We start from the raw sequence: 12,392 nt of genomic DNA, 5'->3' as shown, positions 1-12,392 counted from the left end.
TCATGGACTTGACTCAGGTTTCCTCCTCCTCTTCTTCTGCTCCACGCGCCGACAAGGCGTTTGCGAGCAGCACGCCCGAACTCCCGAACTTCGACGAACGGCCGTTCCTGAAACGCCTGGGTATCGTCGACTGGCTGTTCGCGCTCGCGCTCGTCGGGGGCGCCGGGTTCGCGCTGTCGCGCTATCACCCGTTCATGAACTACTACGACAAACTGGTGCTGATGTGCTCGGTGCCGGTTTTCGTCGTGCTCGGCTGGCGCTGGAAGCCGGTGCGTCCGCTGATGGTGGGAATCGCCGCGCTGTCGCTGCTCGCAATCCAGATCTACCACGGCGATCTGAGCCGCGCCGACAACGCTTTCTTCCTCAAGTATTTCCTGTCGAGCCAGTCCGCGATCCTGTGGATGAGCGCGCTCTTCGTATTCGCGACCGGGTTCTACTGGATCGCGCTGCTGTCGCGCTCGCCGACCGGCGCCGCGATCGGCTCGAAGATGACGTGGGCGGCGGTGCTGATGGGCTTCGTCGGCATGATGGTGCGCTGGTACGAGTCGTATCTGATCGGCGCGGACGTCGGCCATATTCCGATTTCGAACCTCTATGAAGTGTTCGTGCTGTTCAGCCTGATCACCGCGCTGTTCTATCTGTACTACGAGCAGCACTACAACACGCGCGCGCTCGGCGCGTTCGTGTTGCTCGTGATCAGCGCAGCCGTCGGCTTCCTGATGTGGTACTCGGTCGCGCGCGACGCGCAGCAGATCCAGCCGCTCGTGCCGGCGCTGCAAAGCTGGTGGATGAAGATTCACGTGCCGGCGAACTTCATCGGCTATGGCAGCTTCGCGCTGTCGGCGATGGTCGGCGTCGCATATCTGGCGAAGGAACGCGGCGTGCTCGCGGATCGTCTGCCGGCGCTCGACGTGCTCGACGACGTGATGTACAAGTCGATCGCGGTCGGCTTCGCGTTCTTCACGATCGCGACGATTCTCGGCGCGCTGTGGGCCGCCCAAGCCTGGGGCGGCTACTGGAGCTGGGACCCGAAGGAGACGTGGGCGCTGATCGTGTGGCTGAACTACGCGGCCTGGCTGCACATGCGTATGATGAAGGGCCTGCGCGGCGCGCTCGCCGCGTGGTGGGCGCTGACCGGGCTGCTGGTCACGAGCTTCGCGTTCCTCGGCGTGAACATGTTCCTGTCGGGCTTGCATAGCTACGGCAAGCTGTAAGATCCGCCGCGCTGAACCGACTAAGAACCGCCGCGTGCTTTCGCACCGGCGGTTTTTTTATGGCCGATGGAATATTCGTTGCGCCCCGGTGTTCGCCAGTCGAGCACCTGGAGCAACTACCCATGGATGACAGACGCCCCCAAAGGGGCGATCATCAATAAGGCTCCGCAACGCGCGCGACGCGGCGGGCCGGCAAGGAGCAGCACGATGTGGATCAAGCGAAGCGACAGAATTCAACTGACCGGCGATGACATCGCGCGCAGCGAAATCGCGCCGCGGCACGTGTTCGAAAACCGGCGACGCATCCTGCAGGCGGCGGGCGCGATGGCGCTCGGCAGCCTGATCGGCGTGAGCGGCGAGGCGCTCGCGACCTACTCGTCGCCCGATCCGAAGGCGCAGAAGCTCGCGGCGAAAACCAACACCAGGTTCGTCGCGCTCGACAAGATCACGCCGTACAAGGACATCACAACCTACAACAATTTCTACGAGTTCGGCACCGATAAATCCGACCCCTCGCAGCGCGCGGGCACGTTGCGGCCGCATCCGTGGAAGGTGAGCGTCGAGGGCGAGATCAAGAATCCGAAGGTGTACGACATCGACGATCTGCTGAAGCTCGCGCCGCTCGAGGAGCGTGTGTACCGGCATCGCTGCGTCGAAGGTTGGTCGATCGTGGTGCCGTGGATCGGCGTCTCGCTGTCGGAGCTGATCAAACGCGTCGAACCGAGCGGCAATGCAAAGTACGTGCAGTTCATCACGCTCGCCGATCCGTCGCAGATGCCAGGGTTGTCGGCACCCATACTCGATTGGCCGTACTCCGAAGGCCTGCGGATGGACGAGGCGATGCATCCGCTGACGCTACTGACGATGGGCCTCTATGGCCAGGTACTGCCGAATCAGAACGGCGCGCCGGTGCGCGTCGTGGTGCCGTGGAAGTACGGCTTCAAGAGCGCGAAGTCGCTCGTGAAAATCCGCTTCGTCGAGAAGCAGCCGCCGACGAGCTGGAACACGTACGCGTCGAACGAATATGGGTTTTATTCGAACGTGAATCCGAATGTCGATCATCCGCGCTGGAGTCAAGCCACTGAACGGCGCATCGGCGAAGACGGCTTTTTCACGCCGAAACGCAAGACGCTGATGTTCAACGGTTACGGCGATCAGGTCGCGTCGCTCTATCAGGGCATGGACCTGAAGAAGAACTTCTAGGGCGAGCGCGATGGTTTCCGATACGCAAACTGTCACCCGCACCGAGCCTGCGACGCGGCGGACGTCGTCGGCGTCGGCGGTGAAGCCGCGTTCCACCGGCGGCGCGCGCTGGGTCGTGCCCACCAAAGTCGCAGTCTTCATCGCGGCGCTCTATCCTCTCGCGCGTCTCGTGCTGTTCGGCCTGACCGACCGGCTCGGCGCGAATCCGATTGAATTCATCACGCGCTCGACCGGCCTGTGGACGCTCGTGTTCCTGTGCATCACGCTCGCGGTGACGCCGCTACGCCGTCTGACCGGCGTCGCCGCGTTCGTGCGTTTCCGCCGCATGCTCGGGCTCTACACGTTCTTCTACGCGACGCTGCATTTCACCACGTACCTGTGGTTCGACAAGTGGTTCGATGTTGCGGAGATTCTGAAGGACATCGGCAAGCGGCCGTTCATCACGGTGGGCTTCACCGCGTTCGTGCTGCTGATCGCGCTTGCGGTCACGTCGCCGCGCGCGATGGTGCGCAAGCTCGGACGTCGCTGGCAGACGCTGCATCGCGCGATCTATGCGATCGGCGTGCTCGCGATCCTGCATTTCTGGTGGATGAAGGCGGGCAAGCACGACCTGCTGCTGCCGAAGATCTACGGCGCGGTGATGATCGCGTTGCTGGGATGGCGGCTGGTGGTGTGGATACGTGAGCGGAGGATGGGAACGCGCCGACGATGATGGCGAGTTTATTGGCGTCACGCTGTTTCAAATAAAAATGGCGATGCCACCGTGGCATCGCCATTTTCGTTGCTGCGCTCGACCTTCGCGCTCTGTCGCAGGTACTGACGTTTACGCCGGCAGTATCGTTTCATCCGCAAACAGCTGCTTGACCTCTTCGCGCGCGCGAACCACATGCGCCTGTGTACCATCCACCATCACCTCGGCGGCGCGCGCACGGGTGTTGTAGTTCGAACTCATCACGAAGCCGTACGCCCCGGCCGAGCGGATCGCGAGCAGATCGCCGGGTTCGACCGCGAGCAACCGCTCCCGGCCGAGCCAGTCGCCGCTTTCGCAGACCGGGCCGACCACGTCGTACACATGCGCGGGGACGTCGCGCTTCACGACCGGCTCGATGGCATGATAGGCGTCGTACATCGCGGGGCGCGCGAGATCGGTCATCGCCGCGTCGACGATCGCGAAGTTCTTGTCCTCGCCCGGCTTCAGAAACTCGAGACGTGTGAGCAGCACGCCCGCATTGCCGACCAGCGAGCGGCCCGGCTCGAAATAGACTTCGCGGTGACCGTGGCCGCGCGCTTCGATGCGATCGAGCACCGTGCGCACGAACTCACCGATTTCCGGCGGCGTTTCGTCGTCGTAGGTGATGCCCAGACCGCCGCCGACGTCGATATGGCGAATCGACACGCCGTCCTCCTCGATCTGCTCGACGAGTTCCAGCACCTTGTCGATCGCGTCGAGATAGGGCGCGACTTCGGTGATCTGCGAGCCAATATGGCAGTCGATGCCGATCACCTCGAGATTCGACATCGCCGCGGCCGCCTGGTAGGTGGCACGCGCATCTTCGAACGCGACGCCGAACTTGTTGGTCTTGAGTCCGGTGGAAATGTACGGATGCGTTTTCGCATCGACATCGGGATTCACGCGCAGCGACACCGGCGCTTTCTTGCCCATCTCGCCCGCCACCGCGTTGAGGCGGGCGAGTTCGGGAATCGATTCGACGTTGAAGCATTTGACGCCCGCCGCGAGCGCGTCGCGCATTTCGCTTGCCTGCTTGCCAACGCCCGAAAACACGGTGTTTTGCGCTTTGCCGCCGGCCGCGAGCACGCGCGCGAGCTCGCCGCCCGACACGATGTCGAAGCCCGCGCCGAGGCGCGCGAACACGTTCAGCACCGCGAGATTGCTGTTGGCCTTGACGGCCACGTGCACGCTCGCGCGACGCCCCGCGCAGGCGCCCGCATAGGCGTTCCAGGCAGCGGTGAGCGCGGCGCGCGAATAGACGTAGAGCGGCGTGCCGAACTGCTCGGCGAGAGAAACGGCGGACACGCCTTCGGCGTGCAATACGCCGTCGACGTAGTCAAATGCGGATCGAGTCATGCGAAAGTCTTATTGAACGGAAGGGACGGCAGAGGCGGGCAGCGGCACTGGGGGAGCCGATGCCGCCGAAGCGGGCGGCGCCGCGAGCTGGTCTTCGGGGGCGAGCGTGAGCGGCGTGCCCGAGGTGTCCGGGATCGAACCCGTGTCGGCCGCGCTGCCGCTAGCCGGTTGCGTTCGATCGGTCGATGGCGTTTGCGTGCGGTGAGCCGGCGGGGCAGGCATCGGCGGTACGGTCGGCAGATAGAGTGAGCCGCGTTGGCCGCAGCCGGTAAGCGCACAACCTGCGAGAATGACTAAAACCGCTACAATCGCGCGGCCGGGCGCTGCCGCGCGCATCCGAGTTACGACTCGCATGACTGTCCCTGAATGAATAATCGATGGAGTTTAGCATGTCCGATAGTGATTACCTGACCCGTGCGGAAGCCGTGCTGGCCGCCATCGAGAGCGCGCTCGACGACATCGACGCCGACATCGAGCTCGAGCGCAGCGGCAACGTTTTGACGCTCGAATTCGAGAACCGCACGAAGATCATCGTCAACCTTCAGCCGCCGATGAGCGAGATCTGGATCGCGGCGAAGGCCGGCGGTTTCCACTTCCGTTTCGTCGACGGTGAATGGCGCGACACGCGCAGCGGCGCGGAGTTTTTCGCGGCGCTGTCGCAGTATGCGACGCAGCAGGCTGGCGAGCCGGTGCGGATCGCCGCGCTATGAGCGCGGTGTAATGAGCGCGAGACGCTCTCAAAACAAAACCGCCGCGTAACGAACGCGGCGGTTTTTTCTTTTCTGGCGGGACATCGACGCAGCCTCAGTGCCCGCGGAACAGATTCATGATGTCCTGCTTTTCCTGTTCGCCAACCTGTTCCGGAGCGGCGGCTGCCGCGCTCGCCTCCGCATCGAGCGTCGCCTGACTGACGCCGACCGTCGCGATGAAACCGTGGCCCGGCGTGAACTCGTCGAAATAAAGCTCCGAGCCGATTTCGCTGACGTCGTCGGGGCGTGGCATCTTGTACTCGGGCACCCCCTTCAGCGCGCTTCCCATGTACTCGATCCACACCGGCAGCGCCAGGCCGCCGCCGGTTTCCTTGTCGCCGAGGCTGCGCGGGTTGTCGTAGCCGATCCACGCGATCGCGGTGAGCGTGTGCTGATAGCCGGCGAACCACGCGTCACGGGAATCGTTGGTCGTGCCGGTCTTGCCGGCGAGATCGGTGCGCTTGAGCACGTTGCTCTTCGCCCCGGTGCCGTGCTGCGCGACGCTTTGCAGCAGGCTGTTCATCACGTAGGCGTTGCGCGGTTGGATCGCGAACGGCGCGCTTTGCCCGGCCACGAGCGGCTGCGCGTGCGCGACGACGACGCCGCGCTGATCGGTGACCTCCGCGATCAGATACGGATTGATCCGGTAGCCGTCGTTGGCGAACACCGAGAACGCGCCGGCCATCTGCAGCGGCGTCACGAGACCCGCGCCGAGCGCCATCGGCAGATAGGCGGGATGGCGGTCCGCGTCGAAGCCAAACCGCGTGATGTATTGCTGCGCGTACTTCGGGCCGATCTGGTTCAGGATGCGGATCGACACGAGGTTCTTCGATTTCTGCAGCGCGGTGCGCATCGTCATCGGACCGTCGAAGCCGCCGCCGTAGTTTTTCGGCTCCCACGCCTGGCCGCCGGTTTCGGCGGCGCTGAAGAAGAGCGGCGCGTCGTTGATGATCGTGGCGGGCCCGAGGCCCTTTTCGAGCGACGCCGAATAGATGAACGGCTTGAAGCTGGAGCCCGGCTGACGCCACGCTTGCGTCACGTGATTGAACTTGTTCTTGTTGAAGTCGAAGCCGCCGACCAGCGAGCGGATCGCACCGTCCTGCGGCACCAGCGAGATGAACGCGCCTTCCACCTGGGGCAATTGCGTGATCGACCAGTCGCCCTCGTCGTTCTTCACGAGCCGCACGATCGCGCCGGGCCGGATGCGCTGATTCGGCTGCGCGCGCGGGCCGAGCGCGAACTGCGCATAGCGCAGGCCGTCGCCCTGAATGGTCGCGACATTGCCGTCGATGAACGCCGCCTGGACCTGCTTCGGGCTCGCCGCTGTGACGACGGCCGCGATGATTTCGCCATTGTCGGGATGTTCGAGCAGCGCGTCGTCGATGGCCTGCTCGCGCTCGTCGGCGTCGGCCGGCAGATCGATGAACGCCTCCGGGCCGCGATAGCCGTGACGGCGCTCGTAGTCCATCAAGCCTTTGCGCACCGCGTGGTAGGCGACGTCCTGATCGGCCGAGTCGATCGTGGTCACGACGTTCAGGCCGCGCGTGTAGGCTTCCTCGCGATACTGCGCGTACATCATCTGCCGCACCATTTCCGCGACGTATTCCGCGTGTACGCTGTACTCCTTGCCCATGCCCTTCACGACGAGCCGCTGCCGGCTCGCCTCGTCGTACTGTTCCTGAGTGATGTAGTGCAATTCGTACATGCGCTGCAGGATGTACTCCTGGCGCACCTTCGCACGCTTCGGATTGACGACCGGGTTATACGCGGAGGGCGCCTTCGGCAGACCGGCGAGCATCGCCGATTCGGCGAGCGTCAGGTCCTTCAGATCCTTGCCGAAGTACACGCGCGCGGCACTCGCGAAACCGTACGCGCGCTGACCGAGATAGATCTGATTCATGTACACCTCGAGAATCTGATCCTTGCTCAGCTTCGACTCGATCTTGTACGCGAGCAGCATCTCGTAGATCTTGCGCGTGTACGTCTTCTCGCTGGACAGAAAGAAGTTGCGCGCGACCTGCATCGTGATCGTGCTCGCGCCTTGCGTCGCATGACCGTTGGTCAGCGCGACGAAGCCGGCTCGCGCGATGCCGGTGAGGTCGACGCCACCGTGCTCATAGAAGCGCGCGTCCTCGATCGCGAGGATCGCTTTCTTCAGGCTGTCGGGCACGTCCTGGATGTGCACGATGTCGCGCCGCTCCGCGCCGAATTCGCCGATCAGCACGTGATCGGCCGTATAGATTCGCAGCGGCACTTTGGGCTGATAGTCAGTCAATGCATCGAGTGACGGCAGGTTCGGCGTCGCGACGACGAGCGCATAGCCGAGCACCAGCGCCACGCATACGATGCCCGCCACGATCAACCCGACAAAGCCAAGGATCAGCTTCAGCCATAACGGACGTTTGCGCTTTTTCGGCGCGGGCGGTGGGGACGCAGGAGACGTGGCTTGCATAGGAGTACCGGAAAAACAGTCCCGCGATTATAGCCGCCAGGGTTTTTCTGCTTTCGACAAGCTTACGAATAACGCGCAATCGGCACACGCCAGGCGGCGCGGGAATGACTTCGCCGTAGTCCCAACTGTAGTCGCTTTGATGTCGCTCGGGGCGGCTTCGCATCCGCGTTAGCCATTCGGCTGAATGTCGTTAGGACGTGCGTCTGCCGACAATGATCCCTCGTTACTCGCGTTCGAATGGTTCGTCGCGTGAGTCAGAGGGAGGGCGGTATGGCCTATACAAATTCGTGGCTTCAGGCGGTGCGGGAGGGCCGGCAGCGTTTCGCCGCCGGCATCGATGTCGGTTCGCAAAACGTGCGTCTCGTCGTGGTGAGTCAACGCGCCCGGGGCGCGCTGCATCTCGAACATATGAGCACGGTGCCGTTCGCGGCCGGCACCATGGCGGGCGCCGAGATCGTCGATCGGCAGGCCGTCGCGCGGGCGTTGCGCGATGCGTTCGCCGGTTTGCCGCGCGTATGCGCGACGCACGCGCTGCGCTGCGCGATGGCCGTGCCTTCGTCGGCCACGCTGACGACGACAGTGCCGCTCGCGCGGCTCGCCGCTCAGAGCGACTGCGAGGCGGAGGACGGCGGCGTTGCGCTCGCCGGACTTGCGCCCGCGGTGATGGGAGAGGCGGAGCGCATCGCGGGCCTCGAGCGTCATGCGCTCGCGGTCGACTGGTACGTCGACGAGACGCCGTCGCCGGTGCGCTCGGTGAAGATCGCCGCGACCGCGCGTCAGCATCTCGAAGCGCGGATCGAATGCGCCGCGACCGCAGGGATTTCGCTGTCCGCGATCGATGGCGAACCGCACGCGGCATTGCGCGCGCTGCGCCACGCGGCCAGTCGCGAGCTCGACCCGAACGAGCCGTACGCGGCGGTGTGGGTCGGTACGGACGGCGTGTACGGCTGGAGCGTCGTCGATGGCGCGAGCGTCGGCGAGATGCGCTACCCGGCGCCCGAGCATGCCGATCTCGCCGACGCGTTGCGCGATCTCACGCACGGGCCGGAGTTCGACTGCGCGCTGATTGGCGGCGAAATCGATCTGCTCGACGGCGTCGGCTTTTCACTCGCCGATATTGGCGACGTGCTCGGCTGCTCGGCGCTGCCGTTCGAATGCGCGCTGCTCGGCAGCCACGCGCGGCCGCTCGACGACGCCTTGCTGCACGAGCCGGCTGGCGCGGTCGCGTTTGGGCTCGCGTTGCGCGGGGTGCTGGAATGAAGGCCGTTCTGTCGTTTTCGTCTGGCGTCGCCGCGAATGCCGATCAGCGCGCCGCTGTACCGTGGCTGGGCGGCTTCAATCTGCTGCCGTATCGCCAACGCAACGCGCGACTCGCGCGGCGCCGCTGTATGCGCGACTGGGCTGTGGCCGCTTGTGTCGGTGCCGCGGGTGTGTTGCTCGTCGCCGGTTGGCAGAGCTTCGCCGCAGCGCGGCTCGATGCGCGGCGCGCGGCGGCCGGGCAGGCGCTGACTCCGCTCGCCGTGCCGCTCGCGGAGCACGCGAAGCTGTCGCGGGCCGAACAGGACGAGCGCGAAGCCGCGGCGCGCGCCGCGAGTCTCGCAAGGCCGCTCGCACATCTGCGCGATCTGCTCGACGCGCTGAGCTTCGAACCCGGCGATCGCGTCGTGTTGCGGCAGTTGCGCCAGCGCGAGTACGAGACTGAATTGCTGGCGACTTCGAGTGGCCATATCGCGTCGGCTGAGTGGCTCAAGCGGCTCGGCGCGATCCACGGCGTGCAGGGCGCGGAGATGCGCGATCTGCATCGGCCGACGGGGAAGGGCGGCGCGTCGACGGAACAGGCGATAGGCGGACCCGTGGAGTTCGATGCGCGCCTGCGCTGGGGCGATCCGCCGCATAAAGCGACGCGCGCCCTGAAGGCCGCACCAACGGGAGGTGCGCGATGAGCACGACCTTTTTCGAGGCGGGTGGTGCGGCGCATGGGTCCGCGGGTTTTTCGCGCTGGGTCAAGCGGGCGCGTATGCCGCTCGAGGCGTGGAGCCGGCGCCGTCGCTGGCTCGTCGCGGCGACGCTTGCCGCGCTCGTGTTCGGTGTCGGCGCGTACGGCTGGAACGCGGCTGATCTCGCCGGACTGGAAGCGAGCCGCGCGGCGCTCGCGCTCAGCACACAGCGTCTCGCGGACGCGCGGCACACGCTCGCACAGCTGCCGTCGCTGCGCCGTGCAGCCGCGGCGATGCCGGCCACGGCGTCGAGCGCCGTGTCGTGGAACTCCGCCGACGACGTGCGCATCGTCTCCGAGCTGGCCACGCAAAGCGGCGTCGCGCTGCTTGCGGTGGAACCGGGCGCGGCGAGCGGCGAGGGCGTCGAGCGGATGCGCGTGCTGCAGCTCACCGCGCGCACCGACTTCGTTCACCTGATGGCGTTTTTCCACGGGCTCGCGCAACTGCCGGTGCTGATCGTTCCCGTCGACGTGACCGTCAAGCAGGACGGCAAAGGGCTCGCGGTGGCCGCGACGCTGCAGGTGTACGCCGCGCTGCGACCGGTGCCCGACACCCCGGCTGCGAGCGCCGAGGCGAGCCCTGACGCCGACGAGGTTGCCGACGATGACGACGAAGGCCTCGTGTTCTTCGATCCGTTTGCGAAGTCGCAGATCTCCGCGAGCGGCGAGCTGGGTGATGCTTCTGAGTTGCGCCTTGTCGGTTTGCTGCGCGATCGTACCCGCGGGCTCGCGCTGCTCGACACGCCAGACGGCACGACGACGGTCGCGGCCGGGCAACGACTGGGCGTCGAGCGGGTCACACAGCTCGACGCGCTTGGCATTACGCTCGCGAACGGCGGCGCGACGCGCACGCTGACGCTGACGGAGGCGTCATGATGCGCACGCTCAAGCGATGGAGCGTCGCGACGCTGGGTGTCGGACGCGAGGTCCGCGTCGTCTGCGGACGGTGTTTCGGGCTCTACGTCGCCGCGACGCTGGGTGCCGGCGTCGCACAGGCAGCGACGCCACTGCTGCTGCCGCCGTTGCCGACTTACGCGGCGCTCGACGACCCGGCCGTATGGGCCAACACCGCCTACGAGACGGCGCCGCTGCCGAGCGGCGGCATCGGCCAGGCGGCGAATCCGTTCGGCGACGTTTCCACGCCAGGCGCGGCCCAGGAGCCGGACACGCTCCAGCCGGCCGCGCGTTCCGCGATAGCGCCCGACGCCTCCCCGGACGACGTCGCCAACGGCCCGATGCCGCCGCCTTCGCCAGGACAACCCGCCACCCCGGCTCGCGACGACAGTGCCGGCCCGCCTGGTCTCGAAGGCCCGCCGGTCCCGCTGCCGCCGCGGCCGCGCCTCGCCGACGCATCGGCGAGTGCGGACTCGGGCCTTCCCGCGGGCAACGAGCCGATCTCGCTGAACTTTCAGCGTGCGCAACTTGGCGCGGTTCTGAAAGCGTTCGCCGAGTTCACCGGCCTGAACATCGTTGCCAGCGACAAAGTGCGCGGCGCCGTGTCGATACGTCTCGACAAGGTGCCGTGGCGCACCGCGTTCGACACCTTGCTCGACGTCAACAATCTGGCGATGGAGCGCCACGGCAACGTAATCTGGGTCGCGCCTGCCGCCGAGCTCGCCGCGCGCGAACGTCAGCGCTTCGAAGCCCACGCGCGCGCCGCGGACCTCGAGCCGCTCGCGAGCCGCACGTTCGAGCTGCACTACGCGCACGCCGAGGACGTGCGTCGCCTGCTGACCGGTTCCGGCACCCAGCGCGTGCTGTCCAAACGTGGCGCCGTCACCGCTGATCCGCGCACCAACCTGCTGTTCGTCACCGATCTCGCGGGGCGGCTCGAGCAGATCGCGGCGCTGATCGCTTCCGTCGACCGGCCGACTCGCCAGGTGCTGATCGAGGCTCAGATCGTCGAAGGCGACCAGGGTTTTTCGCGCAATCTCGGGGTGCGGCTGTCGCTCGCCGGCACCAGCGCGGACGGTACGTCGAGAGGGCTGACGGGTGGGACGGACGGCTCCGTGTACGATCTGTCGGCCCGACCGATCTCCGGATTCGATGCCGCGACCGCTGGCCTCACGCTGTTCGCGGCTCACGCGACCCGGCTGCTGAATATCGAACTCTCGGCGCTCGAGTCCGAAGGGCATGGGAAAATCGTGTCGAGCCCACGGGTCGTCACCGCGGACCGGATGAAGGCGATCGTCGAGCAGGGCACCGAGCTGCCGTATCAGGCGAAGGTCGGCCAGGGCGTATCGGGCGTGCAGTTTCGCCGGGCGACGCTCAAACTGGAGGTCGAGCCGCAGATCATGCCGGATGGCCGCGTGGTGCTCGATCTCGACGTCGCGAAGGACAGCGTCGGCGAGCAGACCGACGCCGGGCCCGCAATCAACACCAAGCACGTGCAAACGCGCGTCGAGGTCGAGGATGGTGGTACGGTGTCGATCGGCGGAATTTACGAGACCGACGACCGTGACGACGTCGAGCGGGTGCCCCTCCTCGGCAAAATACCGGTTCTGGGCGCATTGTTCCGCCATCGGACTCATCGCGACACGCGTAGCGAACTGGCGGTTTTCATCACGCCGCGCGTGGTGCGGGAAAATTAGGGCATATAGGGCACGCATGCACCGCCATCCGCCGGCGGCGCGCAGGCTCGACAAGGCAGCCGCTTTGCCAGTAAGCTGCGGCACGAACTACACCGGATTAG

Annotated in this window: 11 protein-coding genes; 8 read left to right on the top strand and 3 right to left on the bottom strand. The window is 65.9% G+C overall.

Annotated elements, in window-relative coordinates:
- The first annotated feature begins 2 nt into the window (after positions 1-2).
- The 3 genes from ccsB (at position 3) to msrQ (ending at position 3,129) form a co-directional block, all read left to right on the top strand.
- Positions 3-1,214, top strand: coding sequence for a c-type cytochrome biogenesis protein CcsB (gene ccsB, locus HDG32_RS21930; RefSeq protein WP_184070678.1), 1,212 nt, complete (start codon positions 3-5; stop codon positions 1,212-1,214).
- A gap of 207 nt (positions 1,215-1,421) precedes the next feature.
- Positions 1,422-2,417 (top strand): protein-methionine-sulfoxide reductase catalytic subunit MsrP, encoded by a 996-nt coding sequence (msrP, locus tag HDG32_RS21925; protein ID WP_184070675.1) that lies wholly within the window; start codon positions 1,422-1,424, stop codon positions 2,415-2,417.
- A gap of 10 nt (positions 2,418-2,427) precedes the next feature.
- A complete protein-coding gene (msrQ, locus tag HDG32_RS21920; RefSeq protein WP_184070673.1) occupies positions 2,428-3,129 on the top strand; it encodes a protein-methionine-sulfoxide reductase heme-binding subunit MsrQ in 702 nt (233 codons plus the stop codon).
- Positions 3,130-3,240: 111 nt separating this feature from the next.
- Here msrQ and lysA read toward each other — a convergent pair whose 3' ends face one another.
- Positions 3,241-4,503, bottom strand: coding sequence for a diaminopimelate decarboxylase (lysA, locus tag HDG32_RS21915; RefSeq protein WP_184070671.1), 1,263 nt, complete (start codon positions 4,501-4,503; stop codon positions 3,241-3,243).
- Positions 4,504-4,512: 9 nt separating this feature from the next.
- Entirely contained in the window at positions 4,513-4,857 is a 345-nt protein-coding gene (lptM, locus tag HDG32_RS21910) for an LPS translocon maturation chaperone LptM (protein WP_184070668.1), read from the bottom strand.
- A gap of 35 nt (positions 4,858-4,892) precedes the next feature.
- On the opposite strand from lptM, the gene cyaY reads away from it, so the two are divergent.
- Entirely contained in the window at positions 4,893-5,213 is a 321-nt protein-coding gene (cyaY, locus tag HDG32_RS21905) for an iron donor protein CyaY (protein ID WP_090802140.1), read from the top strand.
- Between the two features lie 94 nt (positions 5,214-5,307).
- Here cyaY and HDG32_RS21900 read toward each other — a convergent pair whose 3' ends face one another.
- The gene (locus tag HDG32_RS21900) at positions 5,308-7,704 is read right to left on the bottom strand and encodes a penicillin-binding protein 1A (RefSeq protein ID WP_184070666.1); all 2,397 of its coding nucleotides are present in this window, start codon (positions 7,702-7,704) and stop codon (positions 5,308-5,310) included.
- A 270-nt stretch (positions 7,705-7,974) separates the two neighbouring features.
- On the opposite strand from HDG32_RS21900, the gene pilM reads away from it, so the two are divergent.
- Genes pilM through HDG32_RS21880 form a run of 4 tightly spaced genes read left to right on the top strand, consistent with a single transcriptional unit; the run spans position 7,975 to position 12,291 of the window.
- Positions 7,975-8,964 carry a pilus assembly protein PilM gene (gene pilM, locus HDG32_RS21895; RefSeq protein ID WP_184070664.1) on the top strand — a complete coding sequence of 330 codons (990 nt, stop codon included), beginning with the start codon at positions 7,975-7,977 and terminating at the stop codon, positions 8,962-8,964.
- Entirely contained in the window at positions 8,961-9,647 is a 687-nt protein-coding gene (locus tag HDG32_RS21890) for a fimbrial assembly protein (protein ID WP_184070662.1), read from the top strand. The genes pilM and HDG32_RS21890 overlap by 4 nt, the downstream gene beginning before the upstream one ends.
- Positions 9,644-10,576, top strand: coding sequence for a hypothetical protein (locus HDG32_RS21885; protein WP_184070660.1), 933 nt, complete (start codon positions 9,644-9,646; stop codon positions 10,574-10,576). The genes HDG32_RS21890 and HDG32_RS21885 overlap by 4 nt, the downstream gene beginning before the upstream one ends.
- The gene (locus HDG32_RS21880; protein ID WP_184070658.1) at positions 10,573-12,291 is read left to right on the top strand and encodes a type IV pilus secretin PilQ; all 1,719 of its coding nucleotides are present in this window, start codon (positions 10,573-10,575) and stop codon (positions 12,289-12,291) included. Before HDG32_RS21885 ends, HDG32_RS21880 begins: the two co-directional genes overlap by 4 nt.
- Positions 12,292-12,392: the final 101 nt, after the last annotated feature.

Origin of the sequence: Paraburkholderia sp. CI2, assembly GCF_014201055.1 — a bacterium.
Lineage (GTDB): Bacteria > Pseudomonadota > Gammaproteobacteria > Burkholderiales > Burkholderiaceae > Paraburkholderia > Paraburkholderia tuberum.
The sequence above is the reverse complement of the archived record's forward strand: the minus strand, read 5'-3'. Positions and strand labels throughout refer to the sequence as shown.